Origin of the sequence: Streptosporangium oxazolinicum (assembly GCF_039537505.1) — a bacterium.
Lineage (GTDB): Bacteria > Actinomycetota > Actinomycetes > Streptosporangiales > Streptosporangiaceae > Streptosporangium > Streptosporangium oxazolinicum.
In genome coordinates this window covers 840,768-859,374 of the sequence record NZ_BAABAQ010000001.1, presented here as the reverse complement: position 1 = coordinate 859,374, position 18,607 = coordinate 840,768, and the positions used below count along the sequence as shown (strand labels likewise).

At 68.7% G+C, this 18,607-nt stretch carries 21 protein-coding genes and 1 tRNA gene; 5 read left to right on the top strand and 17 right to left on the bottom strand.

The genetic code is table 11. The features are described 5' to 3' along the window. Positions 1–98 precede the first annotated feature (98 nt). A complete protein-coding gene (locus ABD817_RS04010) occupies positions 99–614 on the bottom strand; it encodes a hypothetical protein (protein WP_344915046.1) in 516 nt (171 codons plus the stop codon). A gap of 218 nt (positions 615–832) precedes the next feature. On the opposite strand from ABD817_RS04010, the gene ABD817_RS04005 reads away from it, so the two are divergent. Both ABD817_RS04005 and ABD817_RS04000 read left to right on the top strand, forming a co-directional pair. Beyond that, positions 833–1,489, top strand: a complete 657-nt coding sequence (locus tag ABD817_RS04005; RefSeq protein WP_344915044.1) for a response regulator transcription factor — start codon at positions 833–835, stop codon at positions 1,487–1,489. Next, a complete protein-coding gene (locus ABD817_RS04000) occupies positions 1,486–2,691 on the top strand; it encodes a sensor histidine kinase (protein ID WP_344915042.1) in 1,206 nt (401 codons plus the stop codon). Before ABD817_RS04005 ends, ABD817_RS04000 begins: the two co-directional genes overlap by 4 nt. A 21-nt stretch (positions 2,692–2,712) precedes the next feature. Here the strand turns inward: ABD817_RS04000 and ABD817_RS03995 are convergent, their stop codons facing one another. The 3 genes from ABD817_RS03995 to ABD817_RS03985 form a co-directional block, all read right to left on the bottom strand. Then, entirely contained in the window at positions 2,713–3,342 is a 630-nt protein-coding gene (locus ABD817_RS03995; protein ID WP_344915040.1) for a hemerythrin domain-containing protein, read from the bottom strand. Positions 3,343–5,462: 2,120 nt separating this feature from the next. After that, on the bottom strand, positions 5,463–5,888 hold the full coding sequence (locus tag ABD817_RS03990) for a hypothetical protein (protein WP_344915039.1): 426 nt from the start codon (positions 5,886–5,888) through the stop codon (positions 5,463–5,465). 374 nt (positions 5,889–6,262) lie between these two features. Beyond that, positions 6,263–7,555 carry an esterase-like activity of phytase family protein gene (locus ABD817_RS03985; protein WP_344915037.1) on the bottom strand — a complete coding sequence of 431 codons (1,293 nt, stop codon included), beginning with the start codon at positions 7,553–7,555 and terminating at the stop codon, positions 6,263–6,265. 322 nt (positions 7,556–7,877) lie between these two features. Here ABD817_RS03985 and ABD817_RS03980 point away from each other — a divergent pair, with 322 nt between their 5' ends. Then, positions 7,878–8,342, top strand: coding sequence for a MaoC family dehydratase (locus tag ABD817_RS03980; RefSeq protein WP_344915035.1), 465 nt, complete (start codon positions 7,878–7,880; stop codon positions 8,340–8,342). A 10-nt stretch (positions 8,343–8,352) separates the two neighbouring features. Here the strand turns inward: ABD817_RS03980 and ABD817_RS03975 are convergent, their stop codons facing one another. From ABD817_RS03975 to ABD817_RS03965, 3 genes are all read right to left on the bottom strand, one after another. Then, a complete protein-coding gene (locus tag ABD817_RS03975; protein WP_344915033.1) occupies positions 8,353–8,988 on the bottom strand; it encodes a response regulator in 636 nt (211 codons plus the stop codon). A gap of 136 nt (positions 8,989–9,124) precedes the next feature. Next, positions 9,125–10,255, bottom strand: coding sequence for a sensor histidine kinase (locus ABD817_RS03970; RefSeq protein WP_344915031.1), 1,131 nt, complete (start codon positions 10,253–10,255; stop codon positions 9,125–9,127). A gap of 152 nt (positions 10,256–10,407) precedes the next feature. Continuing rightward, positions 10,408–11,037 (bottom strand): nitroreductase family protein, encoded by a 630-nt coding sequence (locus tag ABD817_RS03965; RefSeq protein WP_344915030.1) that lies wholly within the window; start codon positions 11,035–11,037, stop codon positions 10,408–10,410. Between the two features lie 91 nt (positions 11,038–11,128). On the opposite strand from ABD817_RS03965, the gene ABD817_RS03960 reads away from it, so the two are divergent. Both ABD817_RS03960 and ABD817_RS03955 read left to right on the top strand, forming a co-directional pair. Further along, positions 11,129–11,428, top strand: a complete 300-nt coding sequence (locus ABD817_RS03960; protein ID WP_329426880.1) for an ArsR/SmtB family transcription factor — start codon at positions 11,129–11,131, stop codon at positions 11,426–11,428. Between the two features lie 155 nt (positions 11,429–11,583). Continuing rightward, positions 11,584–11,656, top strand: a tRNA-Arg gene (locus ABD817_RS03955). A gap of 61 nt (positions 11,657–11,717) precedes the next feature. Here ABD817_RS03955 and ABD817_RS03950 read toward each other — a convergent pair. The 10 genes from ABD817_RS03950 to ABD817_RS03905 all read right to left on the bottom strand — a co-directional run bounded on the left by ABD817_RS03950 (position 11,718) and on the right by ABD817_RS03905 (position 18,554). Then, positions 11,718–12,929: a tyrosine-type recombinase/integrase gene (locus ABD817_RS03950; protein ID WP_344915026.1), complete on the bottom strand. Its 1,212-nt coding sequence runs from the start codon at positions 12,927–12,929 to the stop codon at positions 11,718–11,720. After that, positions 12,926–13,120 carry a helix-turn-helix domain-containing protein gene (locus tag ABD817_RS03945; protein WP_344915024.1) on the bottom strand — a complete coding sequence of 65 codons (195 nt, stop codon included), beginning with the start codon at positions 13,118–13,120 and terminating at the stop codon, positions 12,926–12,928. Before ABD817_RS03945 ends, ABD817_RS03950 begins: the two co-directional genes overlap by 4 nt. Further along, the gene (locus ABD817_RS03940) at positions 13,117–14,781 is read right to left on the bottom strand and encodes a replication initiator (RefSeq protein WP_344915022.1); all 1,665 of its coding nucleotides are present in this window, start codon (positions 14,779–14,781) and stop codon (positions 13,117–13,119) included. Before ABD817_RS03940 ends, ABD817_RS03945 begins: the two co-directional genes overlap by 4 nt. After that, complete coding sequence (locus tag ABD817_RS03935; protein ID WP_344915020.1) at positions 14,778–14,930, bottom strand: hypothetical protein; 153 nt, start codon at positions 14,928–14,930, stop codon at positions 14,778–14,780. The genes ABD817_RS03940 and ABD817_RS03935 overlap by 4 nt, the downstream gene beginning before the upstream one ends. Beyond that, entirely contained in the window at positions 14,923–15,126 is a 204-nt protein-coding gene (locus ABD817_RS03930) for a hypothetical protein (RefSeq protein WP_344915018.1), read from the bottom strand. The genes ABD817_RS03935 and ABD817_RS03930 overlap by 8 nt, the downstream gene beginning before the upstream one ends. Then, positions 15,123–16,535 (bottom strand): FtsK/SpoIIIE domain-containing protein, encoded by a 1,413-nt coding sequence (locus ABD817_RS03925; RefSeq protein WP_344915016.1) that lies wholly within the window; start codon positions 16,533–16,535, stop codon positions 15,123–15,125. The genes ABD817_RS03930 and ABD817_RS03925 overlap by 4 nt, the downstream gene beginning before the upstream one ends. 87 nt (positions 16,536–16,622) lie before the next feature. Beyond that, positions 16,623–16,949: a hypothetical protein gene (locus ABD817_RS03920; protein WP_344915014.1), complete on the bottom strand. Its 327-nt coding sequence runs from the start codon at positions 16,947–16,949 to the stop codon at positions 16,623–16,625. Next, positions 16,946–17,395 carry a plasmid replication, integration and excision activator gene (locus ABD817_RS03915; RefSeq protein ID WP_344915012.1) on the bottom strand — a complete coding sequence of 150 codons (450 nt, stop codon included), beginning with the start codon at positions 17,393–17,395 and terminating at the stop codon, positions 16,946–16,948. The genes ABD817_RS03920 and ABD817_RS03915 overlap by 4 nt, the downstream gene beginning before the upstream one ends. A 121-nt stretch (positions 17,396–17,516) precedes the next feature. Further along, complete coding sequence (locus tag ABD817_RS03910) at positions 17,517–18,233, bottom strand: GntR family transcriptional regulator (RefSeq protein WP_344915010.1); 717 nt, start codon at positions 18,231–18,233, stop codon at positions 17,517–17,519. Between the two features lie 90 nt (positions 18,234–18,323). After that, the gene (locus ABD817_RS03905; protein WP_344915008.1) at positions 18,324–18,554 is read right to left on the bottom strand and encodes a hypothetical protein; all 231 of its coding nucleotides are present in this window, start codon (positions 18,552–18,554) and stop codon (positions 18,324–18,326) included. Positions 18,555–18,607: the final 53 nt, after the last annotated feature.

Sequence of the window (18,607 nt, the reverse complement as noted above, 5' to 3'; positions counted from 1 at the left end):
AGGGCGGGCACGTCTCAGCGTCACCGTGTTCGTGTTCGTGTTCGTCGGGAGCTTTCCCGGGGGGTGGGCGCATCTCGGGGGGAGCGTGGTCGTGTCCATCAGGAGCCTCCCTGACCCGCTTCGGGCAGGAACTCCTTCGAGCACTTCTCCTGCGCGGCCTGGAAGTCCGGGTCCTCTCCGACGGCCCCGGTCACGCGCAGCCCGCCGCCGCTCTCGGGGTCCGGGAAGTCCTCCACGCCGTTGTCCCGCATGCACTGCGCGAACTTGCGCATCGACTCCGCCCGCTGCGGGTCCGGCCCGTTCGGTCCGGAACCGCCCATCGGGGAGAACTCCTTGCAGGCCGCCATGGCCTTGTCCATCGCCTCCTTGCCGACGCTCCTGTCGGCCCGGATGGTGACGCCCTTGCCGGGTTCGGGGTCCGCCATGTCGACGCCGTTCTCCCGCATGCACTGGGCGAACTTGATGCCCCTCTCGTGCTGGTCCAGGCTCGGCGCGGCACTGCTCGCGGCGGGTTTGCCGCCACCGCCGCCCGTGGACGCCACGTCCGCGCCGGTGCCGGCCGTACCGCACCCCACCAGGAGCAGGGCGAGCGCCAGCGCGCCAAGGACTCTCATGATTCTCTCCTCTTCCGACGGTGTTCCGACGGTCTTCCGATGGTGTCCCGACGGTGTCCCGACGGCCGGTTCTCCGCCGGCCGTTCGAGAGGTGATGCAACAGGGGAGCGCGTTTCGGTCGCGTTTCCATCGGCGCTAACGGCGAGCAAACACCGCGTACGTCACCATCACCTCGTCCGTACACGACGCCGTACACGACGAGGGGGCGCGAGAACGCGATGCGAGTGCTGGTGGTGGAGGACGAGCGCATGCTGGCCGACGCGATAGCCGAGTGGCTGCGCGGCGAGACGCACGCGGTCGACACCGCGCACGACGGCGAGGCGGCGCTGGAACGCATCGCGGTCAACGACTACGACGTGGTCGTTCTCGACCGCGACCTGCCCCTCGTGCACGGCGACGACGTCTGCCGGGAACTGGTCGAGTCGGAGTCGACCGCACGGGTGCTGATGCTCACAGCCGCTGCGGAGATCGGTGACCGGGTGGCCGGGCTGTCCCTGGGGGCCGACGACTACCTGGCCAAACCGTTCGCCTTCGCCGAACTCGCCGCCCGCGTCCAGGCGCTGGGACGGCGCTCGCGACCGGCCGCGCCGCCGGTGCTGCGGCGGGCCGGGATCACCCTCGACCCCGCCCGCCGGGAGGTGTTCAGGAACGAACGGTACGTGCCGCTGTCGAAGAAGGAGTTCGCCGTGCTGACCGAACTGCTGCGCGCCGACGGGGCGCTCGTCTCCGCCGAGCGACTGCTGGAGAAGGCGTGGGACGAGCACGCCGACCCGTTCACCGGGGTGGTGCGCCTCACCATCCTCAAGCTTCGGCGCAAACTCGGGGAACCGCCGGTCATCGAGACGATGCCGGGGGAGGGATACCGGATCGCGTGATCATCGACAGGTTGCCGCGCCTCACGCTGAGGACCCGGCTCACCCTCGTGTACGGCGCCCTGTTCCTCGCCGCGGGCCTGACCCTGCTCGGCGTGACCTACCTGCTGTTCGACCAGCAGCTGGCCGAGTCCTTCGTCGACAGGTACGGGGGAGTCAGGGGCGGGCCGAGGGAAAGGATCCTCATCAACATGAACGGCCACATGCTCACCGGCCCCGAGGCGATCCAATGGCTGCAGCGGCAGGAGGAGGAACTGCGCACCGCCGCGACCACTTCGCTGCTCACCCAGGGGGCGGTCGCGCTGGCCGTGGTCGGTGCCGCCGCCGCGGGTCTCGGGTGGGTGGTCGCGGGGCGGGTGCTCGCCCCGCTGCGCCGGGTGACCGACACGGCGCGGCGGATCGCGGTCACCACGGTCGCCGACCACGGTCTGCGCGCGAGGATCGCGCTGCGCGGGCCGGAGGACGAGGTGAAGGAGCTCGCCGACGCCTTCGACACCATGGTCGAGCGGCTCGACCACTCCTTCGACGGTCAGCGCAGGTTCGTCGCCAACGCCTCGCACGAACTTCGCACCCCGCTGACGCTCAACCGGGCGCTGGTCGAGCTGGCCATGCACCGCAGGGCGGCGTCGTCCGACGTCAAGCAGCTCGGCGAGAGCCTGTTGGAGATCAACGCCCGGCACGAGCAGCTCATCTCGGGACTGCTGCTGCTGGCCCGTGCCGAGCACGAGATCGCCGACCGGTCACCGGTGGACATGGCCGACGTGGTGTCCCACGTGATCGGGCAGACCGCCTGGCAGGCGGAGGAGGCGAAGATCACCGTGCACGAGGCGGCGGGTCACGCGCCCACCAGCGGGGACGCGCTCCTGCTCGAACGCCTGGTGCACAATCTGGTCGAGAACGGGATCCGGCACAACACCGGGGACGGCACCGGCTGGGTGCGGGTCGTCAGCCGTACCACGCCTGACGGACGCGTCGAGGTGGAGGTCAGCAACACCGGGCCCGCCGTACCGCCCTACGACGTCCCGGAACTCTTCAAGCCCTTCCGCCGCCTGGGTGCCGACCGCCTCGTCACGGCGAAGAGCGCGGGCCTGGGCCTGTCCATCGTGCGCTCGGTGGCTCGGGCTCACGGTGGCGACGTCACGGCCCGCCCGCGCGGGGGTGGCGGCCTGGTCATGACGGCCGTTCTTCCCCGCGCCCAGGAGTGAGCCGCGCGTCCCGTGAGGGGCTTACGCCGGCAGCGGTCCTCGGAGGCTCCGCACCCGCTTGGCGTACTGGCGGCGGCCGACGGTTCTCCACAGCAGCCGGGCGACGGCCGGTAACTTGCCGAGGAAGAACCGGCGCTCCTCCGGGGTGGCCTCCTCCAGGATCGCGCCCATCGAGAGCAGCAGTTTCTCCTTGGCGATCTGCTCCACCGCGCGGGCGCCGACGGCCTCCCACTCCGGGACCGACATGTGTTCGGCGATGAGTGCGAGCACATGCCGCTCCTCGTCGTCCAGGTGCTCGATCAGGGCGGCGCGGTGCTCCTCCATCGCGATCGCGAGTTTCTCGCCGGTCCCCTTCGCGGCCGTGAGCCGCCACTCGGGCAGTATCCCGGCGATCCGGGTCAGGGTCTCGTCGATCCGCTGGTGCTGGTCCTCCATCCGCACCACCATGTCGGTCTCCAGCCGGACCCGCGACAGCAGCAGCGGCCACACCAGCTCGTCCTCGGCCGCGTGGTGATGGTGCAGGCCCTCGGCGTAGTCGAGGTAGTGCTCGGCGATCTCGGCCGCGCGAGCCGTGTCGCCTTCGGGCACCGCCCGGACGAACCGCGGCATCAAACCGGATTCTCGCCGGAAGACGCGGTGGACTATCACCATCTCATGGGTGTACGGGCGGTCTGTGGCATTCATCGTGAGCATCTTTCGTCCTGTGCCGGGGTCGGCGGACAAAGTCTGCGAGAACCATCTTGGAACCAACTTGTCATGCTCTTGGAGACGCTGACGCTCTGAGGCTTTCCTGGAGACGTCGATGCTCTCGTGGAGGTGTCAATGCCCTCGTGGAGACACCGACGTTCTCTTGGGACGCCGACGTTCGATCGCCGTGCCGACGACTCCGCGTCGGCACGGCCACCGCGTGATCTCCGGTTTCCCCTACCCGGTGGATCACGCGGTGGCCGTGCCGGTCGGCTACGTCCGCGCCGTGCGACGGTGCGATCCGGTGCCGTACGGATTTCGCGAGGTCGTACCCGTGCCGAAGCGGCTCGCGTCCTGTCCCGCGCGCTTCTCAGCGCGGCACGCGGCCTCGCCGCGGGCTACCGGCAACCGACGATTTCCGAGGTGCTGAGAAGGCCGACGGTGGTGGAGTCACTGGGCAGACAGAGAGGCCCGGAGAAGCCGGCAGGAGCCACGGGAACGCCGACAGCGGCCACGGGAACGCCGACGGGAGCCACGGGAACGCCGACAGCGGCTACGGGAACGCTGACGGGAGCCACGGAGACACCGACAGAGGCCACGGAGACGCTGACGGGAGCCACAGCGACGCTGACAGGAGCCACGGCGCACACAGGTTGGAGAGCGACCATGGGACTGGCCACGGCGCACCCTGCCGCTGTGGGCTTGGATGGTGTCGCGAACGTTGTCGCTCCCGCGGGTCCGCGAGGTCCCGCCGGTCCTGTCGGTCCTGTCGGCCCCGCCGGGCCGGTGGGTCCTGCCGATCCGTCCGCTCCCGGAGGTCCTGCCAGCCCGTCCGCTCCCGCGGGTCCGGATGGTCCCGCCGGTCCGGGCGGTCCCGCTGGTCCCGCTGGGCCGGTGGGTCCGGGCAGTCCGTCCGCTCCCGCGAGGCCGTTCGCTCCCGCGGGTCCGGGTGGTCCTGCCGGTCCGGGTGGACCCGCGGGTCCAGGTGGTCCCGCGGGTCCGGGTGGCCCTGCGGGTCCGGGTGGTCCCGCGGGTCCGGCCACTGCGCTGGTGGAGCTGGTGGCGGTGGGAAGGCCGGTGGCAGGGGGCGCGCCAGGGATGGCGGGCCTGATGGGGGTGGCGCTCACCCTGCCGTCGTTGTCGACGTCGTTGTTGTTGTCGCTGTTGTCATTCAGCTTCCCTACCCAGCGCCGGTTCCGGTGTTCCCTGTCACACCTGTTCCCGCGACCGCCCGTAGGGCATTCGCAGTTACGGGCTCCCTTTGCGCATCGGCAGGGTCGGCACGGGCGAAGAATGGGCTTCTCCGTATGGTTCACGGAATGAGGACGGGATTTACGGCCGGAGCCCCCGGTGTCCCCGTTGTCGCTGTGGGATGCGAAATTGAGAAGGTTCGTCTCCCCGGTGGCGTTCGCCGGCACCTGATTCGACAACATCACGAGGATGCTGGCCATCGCTGCGACGGCCAGAGCGCCGACGCGTTTACCGGAAAGGGCTGACGTCCATCTGCTATTACGAGGAAGCACGTTATTTCCCCATATCATTACTAATTCCGAATTTATTCGGACCTGTCACGCGGCCACGGAAGTGACGACGAACAGGAGATACCCGAGGCTTATGTGGACAACGCTCCGCCATAGTTCGGGAAGAGCAAATAAACAGTGTTGTGAAGGAAAACCTGCGCCTCATCTACGATTTAGTTACATTTATAATGATTATTCGTTCATAGTGTTCAATGGCTGATTTCAGGATTGCCGGTGGGAAGGGGGAGCGGCCCGCGCCATATGGGGCCTCGACTCCGTTCCGGCCCCCTCGTTCCGCTCGTTCCGACGTGCTCCCGACGTGCGGGATCCCGGACGACGGGAGCGGTCGTGAGCGGGAACGGCGCCGCGGGGAGGGGGGAGGGGTTGCCGTGTGCCGTACCGGTGCGCACCGGTACGGCACACACGGCTCGATCGGGGCGGGGGCGGGGGTGGCCGACCGGCCGTTTTCCTCGTCGTGCCGTACCGGTCACCCGGTGGGTTCCCGCGCCGCGCGCCGCGTCTCGTGTTCCGTCGCGGCGGGCCGGGGGGAGTGGCCCTTCGGGCTTATTTCTCGCGGACGATGATTTCCGGGAACGACGGGTCCTCCTGGAGGTCCCTCATCATCCTCTCGGAGCGGGAAAGGCGCTCGCGCCCGGCGGGTGCCGCGTTGTCACCCCTGCGCCCGCGGTAACGGTCGTTGGGGCGGTCCTGGTGGCGCTGCCACCTTCCTCGCCACCTGTCGGAGGGCCTCATCTCGCGTCCGCGATGCTGGTTGCGGGAGGGGTCGGGGCGGCGGGTGAACTGGCCGCCGGGATTGCTGTCGGCGTTCGGCTGTGAGATCGAGCCGAGCGTCTGGGCCTGCCCGATGGTGGCGTTGGCCGGTACCTGGGTCGACGTCATGAGGATGCCGGCGACTGCCGCGATGGCGAGGACGCCCACCTGCCTGCCGGAGTTCGGCCCCGGTGCCCGTCCGCTCTTTCGAGGAAGCACGATATTTCCCCATCTCGTTTCTGGTTCCGAAAACATCTGATATCCCTCACTGCCCCATAAGTGGCAGCAGCTAGGAGATACCCCTCGGACCATGAAATAGCGTATTGAAACGGTTGAGGTAGAGCAAATAAATGGCACTGTGAATGCTGATGGGAGTTTATCTATTGCTATTTACGATTTTGTCATAGTTGTTCGTGCGGTAGGGGAAGCAGTGCCGCCCGCAATTCACCGGACCGGGTCGCGGCGGCGACGCGGCGGCTCCTCCCCGGAAAGTGGGGCCCCTCCCCGGAAGGCGGGGAAAAGACGGAGCCCTCCCTCCCCGGAGGGGGTCCGGAACGGCTCCGGAAGGGGAGGGAGGGCTCGCGAGCGAGCCGTTACCGGTAGACGCGGATGTCGGCCTGGAGCGGACGCGACAGGCGCACGGTGATGAACTCGTTGTTGTCGGGCTTGCCCGGGGTACGGCCGGCGGAGGACGGGAAGTTGTTGTCGTCCAGCACCCCCAGGGTCCGGTCGTCGAGGATCACGACGTCCTCGATGGTCTGGAACGGGAAGCGGAAGGTCTCCCCGAACCCGCCCAGACCACGCGGGTTGGCCAGGTCGAGCAGGTCGGCGACCAGGGTCTTGCGCAGGTCCGCGTGGCGGGTGTCCACCATGTAGATCCGCTTGGTCTTGGCCGCGTCCCCCTGGAGGTTGTCACGCTCGATGACGAGGAACCGGTACCGGTCCACCGCGATCATGTCGCCGATCGCGTTGTCGGGGCCCTCCAGCCGGTAGGTCCAGCGCCTGCCGGTGTAGGACCGCCTGCGCAGGTCGAACTCGTTCATCCGCAGCGTCCCGGCGGCGTCGCCGGTCACGGTGCCTTCGAGCAGCGGGTACAGCGTGCGGCCGTCGACCGAGCGCGCCATGCCCTCGAAGCCCTTGCTCCGCCCCAGGTTCGGCTGCTCGCCGTTGAGGAAGGGGTTCTCCGGGGCCTTCACGCCGGGCAGCGGGATCGGAGCCTCGAGCAGCCTGCCCAAGGCGGAGAAGTGCAGCAGGAACGGGCCGAACTCGTCCCCGATCCAGTAGGTGCCGTCGACGGTCCGTACGATCGACTCCACGTCGAAGTCGGCGCCGGTCAGCTTCCGGTCCGGCCGGGTCAGCGGCCAGCTGACGCGCCTGTCGGGGTCGCTCAGGTTGAATCCGCCCAGCACCGTCACCTTCTCGCGGCGGAAGTCGGGCTTCACCCGGTGCACCCGCAGCAGGAAGTCGGCGCTGTTGTCCTTGGCGCCGAAACCGTTGTCGGACAGTACGTCGAAGGTGCCGTCGTGCCGCCGCACGATGCCGCTGAAGCCCTGCACCGGCTGCCCGGCGAACGGCGGGGTCACCCCGTTGATGGGAGCCGTGCCGAGCTTGGACCCCGACGGCTCGCTGCCGGGGACGAAGGTCAGCGCGGGCAGGGATGCGAACCCGGTCAGCGTGGCGCGCCCGAATCCGGAGTGACCCGAACCGGAGTGACCGGAACCCGGGTGACCGGACCCGGGGTGACCGGATTCCGTCCGCTGCGAATCCGCCTGCTGGGTCCCGGCGTTGTCGGCGGCGGGAAGGCCGGAGCCGGGCTGCCCGGGGTCGGCCACCGCCGGTGCGGACACCGCCAGTGCCAGCACAGCCGCGCCAATGGTGATCGTCATGCGTCGTCTCATGGCGGGCACGCTAGGGAACCCGCGTGAACGGGCGGTGTTGCGTCGCGGGCCGTACAGCGAAAACAAGATGCGGACCGTACGAAAAGCCGCCAGAAGCCAGCCGGAAATCGGTACGCCGGGGATACCTGAAAGAGGACGCACCGGAACGCGCCCCTGCGACGTCCCCCGATCTCGTCGCCGCGCGGGGCGGGGCGCGCTGTGCCGGGGTGGGCCGTGCTGGGGTGCGGCGTGCCGGGGTGGGCGCGCGACAACGGGGAGCGCGGGGCCGTGAACCTTCTCGCCGCGCCCCCAGCGAAATAAAGTTCCGGACATGAGGATTTTCGCCAACATCACCGAGCTCAAGGCCACCGTCGGGGAACACCTCGGCCACACCGAGTGGCGCGAGATCACCCAGGAGCAGGTCAACCTGTTCGCCGACGCGACCGGCGACCACCAGTGGATCCACGTGGACGTGGAGCGGGCGAAGCGAGGGCCGTTCGGCGCCACCATCGCCCACGGATACCTGAGCCTGTCACTGCTGCCCTCCCTGACATCGGAACTGCTCCAGGTGGGCGGCCTGGCCATGGGCATCAACTACGGGCTCAACAAGGTCCGCTTCCCCGCGCCGGTCCCGGTCGGCGCGCGGATCCGCGCGGGGGCCGAGCTCGTCGACCTCAAGGGCACCCCCTCGGGCTACCTGTCGAACGTGCGCATGACCGTGGAGATCGAGGGCGAGAAGAGGCCCGCCTGCGTCGCGGAGACCCTCTCCCTGTACGTCCCGGCGGAGGGCCTCTGACTTTTCCCGGTCACCTCTCCGTGGAGAGCTCCTGGGCCAGGATCGCGGCCTGGACGCGACTGCGGAGACCCAGCTTGTTCAGCAACCGGCTGACATGGGTCTTCGTCGTCGCCTCCGCCATGTCCAGCTCGGCGGAGATCTCCGCGTTCGACAGGCCCCGCCCGATGCAGGCCAGCACCTCGCGCTCGCGCGGGGTGAGGACGCCGACCTCGTACGACCTGCGCTCGGGCACCGACGCGCCGAAGGCGGATATCAGCCGCCGGGTGACCGCGGGCGCGATGAGTCCCTCCCCCCTGGCCACCACCCGCACCGCGTCCACCAGGGCGTCGGCGTCGGTGTTCTTCAGCAGGAACCCGGCGGCCCCGGCCCGCAGCGCCCCGAAGACGTACTCGTCGATGTCGAACGTGGTCAGGATCAGCACGTCGGCGATCCCGCTCAGCTCGCGCGTCGCGGAGATCCCGTCGAGTTTCGGCATCCGGATGTCCATCAGCACCACGTCGGGACGGAGGTCGAGGGCCATCGCGACGGCCTGTTCCCCGTTGGCGGCCTGGCCGACGACCTCGATGTCCTCGTGGCCGTCGAGAATGAGGACGATGCCGGTACGGACCGCCGCGTGGTCGTCGGCGACGAGAACTCGGATGGTCATGCGATCTCCCGGGCGGGGGGTCGGGCGGTCATATGATCTCCGGGCCGGGCGTGCAGGTCGTCACCCGGCCTCCCGGGGTTGGGCGTCCGCGTCGTGCGGCCTGTCGTGCGGTCCCCTGAACCGGACGTCCGGCCCGTCACGCGATCTCCCGGGTGGGCAGTTCGACGCGGACGCGCCAGCCGTCGTCGTACGGGCCGGCCTCGAAAACCCCGCCGACGAGGGCCGTACGCTCCCGCATGCCGATGATCCCCGCACCCGCGCCGGGAAGCCCCCGCTCCGCGCCGTCGATCGGGTTGTCCACGGTCAGCGTGACCAGCCCCGGCCGATAGCCGATCACCACATCGGCGGCCTTGCCGCCGTGCTTGAGCGCGTTGGTCAGCGATTCCTGGACGATCCGGTAGGCGGCCAGGTCGACCGAGGCGGGTAGCTCCCTGGCGTCGCCGTCCACGCGCATCCGGACGTCGAGTCCCGCCTCCCGCGCCCTCTCGGCCAGCTCTCCGGCCTCGGCGACCCGCCGCCTGGTCGCCTCCGGCTCCTCGCCGTCCTGCCGGAGCAGCCCGATCATGGCACGCATCTCCCCCATGCCCTCGACGCTGTTCTCCCTGATGGACGCCAGCACCTCCCGTACGGCCCGCGCGTCCAGGTCCTTGCGGGAGAGGACGGCGGTGGACTGGATGGCGATCGCGCTGAAGTGGTTGGCGATCATGTCGTGCAGCTCTCGCGCCATCCGGGTCCGCTCGGCCTGCACCGCCGCCGCCCGGTCGAGCTCCGCCAGCCGCGCCACCTGCTCGGCCCGCGCGCGCTCGGACAACGCCTGGTCCTGCAACTGCCTTATGAGCATGGCGGTGAAGACGGGGGTCACCCCGACCAGGCCCCCCTGGACGAGGAAGATGGCGGCGGCCGACCAGTGCTGGTAGAGGGCCCCCGCGACCACGCCCGCCACGACGGCGATCACCGAGGTGACGCCGAGCATCCACCTGCCCAGCACCCGCGGACCGTACCTGACCCCCGCGTAGAGGTTGTCCGTGACGATCAGGACCGTACCCAGGGACGGGCCCATGGCGAAGTCACCGAGGAAGGCCACGACCCCCAGTCCCAGCGAGAGCAGCGGCCTGCTCCGCCGTACCGCGACCCCCGCGCACGCGAGCGCCAGCGGCCCGACGAACAGCGGGGCGGAGGCCCACCGGTGCTGGTAGGCGTCCGCGGCGAGCAGGAGGAGACCACCGACGAGGCACGCCACGGCCCACAGCGCGTCGTCTCGTCTCATGCCTCCCATCTCATCACCCCGACGTGGTCCGCGGGTCCGGCGCAGGACGGGTCACCCGTACACACAAGGATGTATCCGGCGCACCGGCACCTCGTCAGCGCCGACGGACGCCCCGGGCACCGCGGGAAGGGCCGTCGACGCCCGCACTGGGATCACCAGTGATCCCAGTGCGTGACCTCCTCCATCGGCACCCGGCGCGCGGGCTTGAAATCGGTCCCGATCGTGTAGGCCAACGGGACGAACGCCACCTGCATCACCTTCTCGTACGGTATGCCGAGCACCCCGGCCGCCTCCCGCTCCAGGCGGAGCGGCCCCAGCCATGCCGTGCCCAGCGACCTGGCCCGCGCGGCCAGCATGAAGCTCCAGACGGCGGGCATGATCGAGCCGAAGGTGTTGGCCTGCTCGTGCACGCTCGCTCCCTCGGTCCGCCCCGTGATGCACGGGATGAGGAACACCGGGACCTCGTGGATGTGCCTGTACAGGTGCTCCGCCCCCTCCCACACCCGCTCCATCGAGCCGGGGAACGCGTACGCCCGCCGCGCGTCCTCCTCCGGCATCGGGGTCCCGGGGCGGTTCATTCCCTCCCGCCACAGCTCCGCGATCCGCTCCCGCCGCTCCCGCCCGGTGACCACGACGAAGTGCCAGCGCTGGCGGTTTCGCCCGGTCGGAGCCTGTACGGCGAGCTTGAGACACTCCTCGACGAGCTCGCGAGGGACGGGCCGGGTGAGATCCAGGCGCCTGCGCACGGCCCTCGTCGTGGAGAGCACGTCATCGGGGGTCATCCTGCCTCCTGTGGGATTTCGACATGCATCGAATTGTGTGGCTGACTTCGATGGTTGTCAAAGTCTCGAAATCCTCGGTTAGGATCGGCCCATGCGAGCCCTCCACCACCCGGACGTGGCCTCCGTCACACTTCCCGGCATGCTGAACGCCCTCGCCGACGAGGTCCGCCTCTCGGTCGTCCGCCAGCTCGCCGAGGCCGGAGGGGTGGTCTGCGGCCAGTTCGACGTCCCCGTGAGCATGTCGACCCTCTCCCACCACCTGAAAGTCCTCCGCGAGGCCGGTCTCCTCCGCGTCACCCCGGAAGGCAGCTTCCGCCGCCACGAACTCCGCCTCGCCGAGATGGAGACCCGTTTCCCCGGCGTCCTCACCTCGATCCTCCAGGCCGCCTGACCCCGCCCACCGCTTCCGCCCCCTGCCGGATCCCCGCCCCCTTGCCGGATCCCCGCCCCCGCCGAAGAACCCGGCGCCGACCGGCGGATCCAGGGGCGATCGTTTAACCGGTTCGAGGCATCGCCCAAAACCCGCTATGCTTGCTTACGCAGCGAGCGGCCGTAGCTCAATGGATAGAGCATCTGACTACGGATCAGAAGGTTGGGGTTTCGAGTACCTCCGGCCGCACACATGCAAGAAGGCCCCTGAACAGGCATTACGCCGTCAGGGGCCTTTTTCGTTGTGTCGCTCAGCCGGTCTCTTCGGCGTCTGTGGGAGCCAACCTGGGAGCCAAAGGCGCGGACCTGCCCAGCAGAGCCCCGGAGATCGTCGCCGACGCCGCCCGCTTGTCCCCCTCCATCAGATGCCCGTAGACATCCTTGGTGATCGCGATGCTCGCGTGCCCGAGGACGTCGGAGACGACGTGCAGCGGCGTGCCCTGGGCGAGCATGAGCGAGGCCCCGGAATGCCGCAGCTCGTGCGGATGCCAGTGACCGAGGCCAGCCTTCTGCGCCAGCTTCGAGAACAGGTGGGAGAAGGTGTCGGGGTCGGACGGATTGCCGAGCATCGAAGGGAAGATCAGCCCGTGCTCGGTCCATTCCTCTCCGGCCTGAAGACGTTCCGCGTTGTGCGTGGCCCGATGCTGCTTGAGCGCGTCGACCAATTCGGGCGTCAGGCAGAGCGTACGGCGTGACTTCCTGGTCTTGAGTTCGGTGATCACGAGCTTGGTCTTACGTTCCGCGCCGGGGGTGCGGTTCTTGATCCGTTTCACCGCGTGTGCCACACGCAGGGTCCTGGCCTCCTGGTCGAAGCCGCTCCACATCAGCCCGAGAGCCTCACCGCGGCGAAGGCCGAAGACGAGCGCCAGGAGGACGAGCGCCCCCATTCGATGCTCCGTGACCTCGTCGAGAAGCTTGTGCGACTGGTCGATCGTGAGCGTACGACCCTCGTCGGTGTTGAGCCGGGGAGGCATCGACAGCGCCGCGACATTCCGCGCCACCAGGCCCTCACGCTCAGCCTGCCCGAGCGCCTTGCGCAGGACGGCCCGCATGATTCGGACACTGTTGGGCTTGTACTTCGCCCGCTTGGCCTGCCACAGGGCATCGACGTGGGCGACGGTCAGCGCGGTGAGCTTGTGCCGCCCGAGCCCCGGCTTGAGGTGGAGCCGCACCGTGTCCTCGTAGTCGTCCAAGGTCGAATCCGCGATGTGACCGGGGAGCGTCGACAGCCAGCGGTCGAGGAAAGCACCAACGGTGATCTTGTCGTCGGGGACCGGCAGACCCTTGGCGATGCCCTCACGGATCTTCCGAATCTTCTCGACGACCTCGGGTCGGGTCTTGCCGGAGACCTTCTTGCGGAGGCGCTCCCCGTTCGGCCCGTATCCGATGGAGATCGCCCCGCGCCACCGGTCGCCGTCCTTGTAGATCGAGTCCTCGTTGTGGCCACGCTTCTTGGTGCTCATGCTGCTTGCTCCTCTTCCAGATGCGCGACGAACTCGACGAGCGCGGTCGGGGGAATCCTGCGGAGGGTGCCGACACGGACCGAGCGGAGAGCGCCCGACCGCATCAGTGCGTAGACCGTGGTCCGGCCGATGCTGAGAAGCTCCGCCGCCCTCTCCGGCCGGAGGAGCAGGTGATCGAGGTCATTCGTCATGCCGCCTCCTTCGTTGCCGAAAGGTCGGGTGTGAGTTGGCCGGTGGCTTTCACCTGGAGAGCGACCAGGCTTGCTCGCCAGCGCTGGCGTTCGGCGACCATGCGCAGCAGTCGCAGGGCCAGGGAGGGGATGTTGCCGTCGCCGGCCGGGACGGGCTTCCAGACGTAGCGGTGTGGGTCGACGGGCTCGTCGGCCAGGCCGAGGGCTTCCATAACCCAGGTGCGACGGTCGCGCTTGTGCTCGGACAGGGTCTTGTTGGACCACTTGCGGGAGACCAGGACGCGCCGTCCCGCGTAGCCGAGGTGTTCGGGCTTGTGCGCCTTGCTCCGGCACCGACCCGGCGCCATGCCCGCCTTGGGACTCTTGGGCTGGACTCCGTAGCGCAGCCAGTTCGAGCAGGCCGGAGAGCAGGGTTCGTAACGCAGCGCCTCGACCATGCGGGCCGCGTGGTCACGTTGGGCCGGGTTGTCGGCGTCGAGGGTGTCGCCGAGGCTCTTGGTCAGGTACTTGCTCAGGTAGCGGATGCACTGGTCGGCATCCGGGGTGCCACCGAGGACACCCTGAACGTCGACCTGGTCACCAAAGCGGACCGCATGCAGCGGTTCGGCCTCCTCGTCGGCGTCGAGCCGGTCGAGCGCCTCGCGCCAGGTGGGCAGCACTTCCCCGGTAACCGGATCGAGGTAGTCGCCGTCCTGTCCGTCTGGGTAAGGCGTGCCGTCTTCCCGCGCGGGACGCTCGACCCACACCGGCAGGTGATCGCCCTCGAAACGCACCTCGTCGACCGAGGGCCACCACACCTGGTGGTAGGTGGCCGCCACGATCGCCTTGACCTCGGTGCGCGGCATGGTGCCCCGGATGGCCATGTGCAGGTGCGGCGCGAGCCGCTTCTGTGGTTCGACGGAGGAGAAGTACTGCAGGTCATAGCCCGCGACGCGGCGCAGGTTCTGCACGAAGCGATCGACGAGCTTGGAGAAGTGCAGCGCGTCCCGGACCGCCCGTCGGTAGTCGTAGCCGTCCGGATCGACGGGCACGCCGTTGCGCACCTTGCCGTATGAGGGAAGCGTGAGCGTGACGAACAGCGACGGCCGGTAGACCATCCCGTCAGAATTGGTGAATGTCCGTCCCAGGGTGGTGTTCTGCCGGACCTTCCTGGGCAGGTCGGGGGCGTCCTGGCGTCGCCTGGTCGAACGGTTGCGCTTGGCGGTAGTACGGCCGAGCAGAGTGCCGCGCATCCCGGCTGCGGTGATCTCGGCATCCAGTCCGCTGAGGATCGCGTCCAGGTCGGTGGTGTCATCGCTGGCCTTCTCTGCGGCATCGCGCTGGGCCTGCGTGTCGGCGCGGAACTCCACCAGCCAGAGCTGTTCCTCGTTGGGCTCATCCGGGGTGGTCGAGGGTTCGGCTTCCAGGTGCCAGCCTTCCCGGCACTGGGCCATCCGCAGGTAGCGGTTACGTCGGGCGCACGACGAGCACTTGGCGTCCATGGTGGCCCCGCAGGGCACGTTGACGTCCTCGGTGAGCCCGGTGCGGGTGTCCAGCCGACGCAGGACCACCGGCCGGATGCACACCCCGTTGTGCTTGGCGATCTCCACCGCCACATCCAGCGCGAGCGGCATCCTCTGACGCTCGGCGCGCGACAGGCTGCGGTCGTTGGGGTTGCTCACGCGTCCGCCTCCTGGTCGTGGTCGAGGAGCGCGCCCTGTCCGCATTCGCGGCACTCGACCAGGCCGCGGAGCAGGTCCAGCCACAGAGTGTTGACCGCGTGGCAGGCCGCGCAGCGCAGGCCGTCAAGGATGTAGGCCAGCTCAGTCACGCTCGCCCCTCTCCCGTACTTCGGACAGGTCGGCCACCAGCCGGAACGTGGTCTGGTACGGGTCGGTGGTGACGCGGACGTTGAACAGCTCAAAGGCCAGGACGGGCTGAGCGTGATGCCGTCCCAGGACGGCGAGGATGGGCCGCTCACAGATGCGGGTGATCTCCTCGTCGGTGCCGTAGAAGCAGACCTTCACGCGGTCACCTCCATGGCCATCGCGCGGATGTCGCTGTCGGAGACGTAGGCGGCACGGACCCGGATCGGGTCGGGTGAGGTCTCCAGCCGGACGTAACCGATACCGGCGCCCTGCTCAGGGATCGGGGAGATGTGATCGGCCAGTGCCCCGCGGTCGCGTGCTCCGTCGCCGAGGACCATGTCGACCTGCTCGGATTCATCGAGGCGGAGTGCGATCTTGTCGGGGAACAGGTTGCGGATGTTCATGACCTCCTTGCGCGGGTCCTGGAGAGCTGCCAGGACACCGAAGCCGACCGCGCGGCCCTGCGTGGTGAGCGTCGCCAGAGCGGCGGAGATGCGGAGCTTGAGGCCCTTGTCGGATTGGTAGGCGGTGAGGAACGCCACCTCGTCGACCACCACCAGGACGAACGGGTCATCGACGGTGGGAGTGTGGGAGCGCTGGAGTCCGGCGTAGCGGTCGGCCCGCTCCTGCATGATCTTCACCGCAGCTTCCAACAGATCGGCGCAGTCAGCCGGGCTCGCGGCGTAGCGGTCGCCGAACAGGTCACGCCCGTAGGACAGCTCCATCCGTTTGGGGTCCAGCGCCCACACCTGTGCCAGGCCCGCACGCGTGGCGGGCAGCAGGCCTCGGATCGCCGACCAGATGACCGAGCCCTTGCCCGCCCCGGTGGCCCCGGCGACCAGGACGTGAGTGCCATGGACCTTCAGGAGCCAGGGCTTGCCGTCCTCGCACTTGCCGACCTCCACCGGCCCCACCGACGCCTCATCCGGGACCGGTACGGCCGGGAGCGGAGTGGCGAGGGGATCACGGCGGGGGAAGACGAGCAGCAGCCGGCCCGAGCGCGCGATGGAGACCCGGCAGGAGCGAGCGCCGAACCCGTGGGCGAGGTGCTCGGTGCGGTCGGACCAGTCCTTGACCGCCTGCCCGGTGAGCATCCGCACCGTGACCACGTCGGCCCACGAGGTGCAGCTGACGCGGACGACGCGAGGCAGGTAGTCCCGGCCGCGTAAGTGACGTCCGAGTCCAGAGATGATCATCACTGGTTGCCAGTGCCGCCGGTAGACCCACACCAGCCGCCACCAGGCCAGCAGACGCCAGCCCAGCAGGCGAAGGAACGAGGGACGAGCGAGGAAGAACCAGGCGGTGAGGCCGAGAGGAGTTGCGGTGACCAGGCCGAGGCCCCAACGCCAGCCGTACCAGTAGGTGACTGCAACGGGGGTGAGCACGAAGGCCGAGGCGATGGGGTGGCGCCACAACAGCCGCAGGGCACCGGCCAGCAGCCGCCACGCGAAGATCACAATGGTGACGATCGCCGGGGTACGGAGGACGGCCGGGCGAAAGACGACAGCGGTATCGGGGGTGGTGGAGACGAGGTTCTGCGCCTCGTCTCCGGGCAGTTTTTTGAACATTAGGCTGGAGGCCTTCCTTGAATTCGCGTGAGAGGGAGAACCGAGGGGCCGCCGGAAGTTGGCGCTTCTGGCGGCCCCGCTTACGTGTCAGGCCGCGACCTCACCGGGCGGTGTGGTCTGGTTGGTGAGGTTGGTCGGCTGTTCCGCGTGGAGGCGCTCGCAGCTGGCCAGGTAGCGCGCGGAAGCGGTGAAGATCTCCCGCGCGAGGGTCACGTCCTGCTCGGTGACCGGTCCGCCGCCCGTGGTGGTGACCGTCATCTGTGCCTCGGCGCTGGACAGGGTCAGGAACGGTCGCCCACCGTCGCCTCCGAGTGCCTTGGCTGACATGTCCGAGGTGTAGAAGGAGACGTTGAATCGGGTGACGCCCTCGTGGATCGACGCGGTGACGTAGGTGTAGGGCTTGTGCTCGCTCATGTGGCCACGTCCTTGCCGACCGTCTCCTTGACCGGCGCCTGAGCGCTCTGCCGAGCGGGAGCCGCCGCGGTGCGGGGAGGACGCATCGCGGTGGCTCGAATGGACCAGGCCAGGCGTCCGGTGTTCTGGGCGACGTAGGCGGTGGCGGTCATCCCGTCGAACTCCACCGGCACGAACGGCAGGCCCGGCAGCGCGGCCGGAACGGTCGGTTGGATCGGGGACAGGATCTTGACCGAGACGGTCTTCTGGCCGGCCTTGACGGTCGGGTCGGCGTCCATGACGGCGACCTGCCACACCAGCTCTCCGGTGTTCTTGTCCTTGGCGTAGACGGTGCGGCCCTTGGACGAGGCGTCGAAGTCCTTGACCTGCTCGACCTCGCCGACGATGAAGCAGCCGTGCGGGAAGACCTGTCCGAAGTGGACGGGGATAGGGCCTTGGATGGCCATGTCGGTTCCTCTCATTCAGCGGCAACCAGATGTCCGGTTGTTCACTTGTCCGCTTAAGTCGAGAGTAGCCTACACCCACTTGTCCGCACAAGTGAATGAGTGGAGTAGGCCGAGAAGAACCTCAGTTCACCGGGTAGACGTCCTGGAGTTCGTGCAGGTCACCAGGCAGCGCCACACTCATCACCAGGAGCACGGTCCCCGCAGCGTCATGCACGGTGGCCAAAACCCCAAGGACAGGCTTGGGGGAGGCGAGCAACTCGGCCTCTTCCTTGGTGGGGTTGCGCGCGGTCAGCCGCTCGGTGACGTGATCGAAGCGCAGGTGCTTGACCGCCTGGAGATGATGGCGCACCCCTCGGGGCAGCGGTTCGGGCTTGTCAATGTCGGTGCCCAGCGCGATCTCCAGCGGGAACCACAGGGTTTCCACCGCCGACAGCCGCCCCCCCTGCTTGGCCACCCGTCGACGCGAGATCACCGGCGTCTTGTCCTCGACACCGAGAAGACGGGCGATGTGGCGAGGAGCCGGAACACGGGCGACGTCGGTGACCGTGTCGCCGCTCTCGGCCTGCTCGGTCACGGCCAGCCCCGGTCGGATGCGATCAGCGGCGCTCTCCGGGCGGCCCTTCACGAACGAACCGCGGCCGTGCTCACGCTCGATCCAGCCTTGCATGGCCAACGTCTGAAGCGCCCGCACCACTGTCGTACGGCCTACCCCGAACTCCCGAACGAGCTGCGTCTCCGAGGGCAGCATGTCACCCGCCGCGTACTGCCCGGCCTCGATGCGCTCCTGAATCGTGCTCATCACCTGGGCGTACTTCGGAGGGGCGAAATCCTTGCTCATCTTGACCGCCTGATCGCTCTTCCACTTGTCTGCATAAGCAGACTATCGGCTGAGGGTAGTCCTGTCAGGACCCACACCAGTAGGAAACAGCTACCGGGCCAGCCCCGCCAGAACCCTGATCCACATCACCCGTGCCTGAGCAGGCGGCCACGGATCGCTGTGAAGCACCGTCGTCTGCTCTTTACCCTGAACCGTCTTGCGGATGAACGACAGTCCACCCGCGTCGCACAGTTCGTAAAACGTCACCCGATGCTCGTGACAGGTCCAGGCCGCCACCCGGACCCGCCCGAAGCGCCGCGCCTTGTGCCACGTCAACGGCATGCATCCGGGAGCGGCCGGTACGAGATGTTCAGCGAGGCACGACGTTCCCCGCC

Coding starts and splice junctions, on each gene's coding strand:
- ABD817_RS03980 (WP_344915035.1), top strand. CDS start 7,878: ATGAGGATTTTCGCCAACATCACCGAGCTCAAGGCCACCGTCGGGGAA.
- ABD817_RS03925 (WP_344915016.1), bottom strand. CDS start 16,535: ATGTTCAAAAAACTGCCCGGAGACGAGGCGCAGAACCTCGTCTCCACC.
- ABD817_RS03975 (WP_344915033.1), bottom strand. CDS start 8,988: ATGACCATCCGAGTTCTCGTCGCCGACGACCACGCGGCGGTCCGTACC.
- ABD817_RS03910 (WP_344915010.1), bottom strand. CDS start 18,233: ATGAGCAAGGATTTCGCCCCTCCGAAGTACGCCCAGGTGATGAGCACG.
- ABD817_RS03920 (WP_344915014.1), bottom strand. CDS start 16,949: ATGAGCGAGCACAAGCCCTACACCTACGTCACCGCGTCGATCCACGAG.
- ABD817_RS03965 (WP_344915030.1), bottom strand. CDS start 11,037: ATGACCCCCGATGACGTGCTCTCCACGACGAGGGCCGTGCGCAGGCGC.
- ABD817_RS04010 (WP_344915046.1), bottom strand. CDS start 614: ATGAGAGTCCTTGGCGCGCTGGCGCTCGCCCTGCTCCTGGTGGGGTGC.
- ABD817_RS03905 (WP_344915008.1), bottom strand. CDS start 18,554: ATGCCGTTGACGTGGCACAAGGCGCGGCGCTTCGGGCGGGTCCGGGTG.
- ABD817_RS03945 (WP_344915024.1), bottom strand. CDS start 13,120: ATGACGAATGACCTCGATCACCTGCTCCTCCGGCCGGAGAGGGCGGCG.
- ABD817_RS03950 (WP_344915026.1), bottom strand. CDS start 12,929: ATGAGCACCAAGAAGCGTGGCCACAACGAGGACTCGATCTACAAGGAC.
- ABD817_RS04005 (WP_344915044.1), top strand. CDS start 833: ATGCGAGTGCTGGTGGTGGAGGACGAGCGCATGCTGGCCGACGCGATA.
- ABD817_RS03985 (WP_344915037.1), bottom strand. CDS start 7,555: ATGACGATCACCATTGGCGCGGCTGTGCTGGCACTGGCGGTGTCCGCA.
- ABD817_RS03960 (WP_329426880.1), top strand. CDS start 11,129: ATGCGAGCCCTCCACCACCCGGACGTGGCCTCCGTCACACTTCCCGGC.
- ABD817_RS03995 (WP_344915040.1), bottom strand. CDS start 3,342: ATGGTGATAGTCCACCGCGTCTTCCGGCGAGAATCCGGTTTGATGCCG.
- ABD817_RS03915 (WP_344915012.1), bottom strand. CDS start 17,395: ATGGCCATCCAAGGCCCTATCCCCGTCCACTTCGGACAGGTCTTCCCG.
- ABD817_RS03970 (WP_344915031.1), bottom strand. CDS start 10,255: ATGAGACGAGACGACGCGCTGTGGGCCGTGGCGTGCCTCGTCGGTGGT.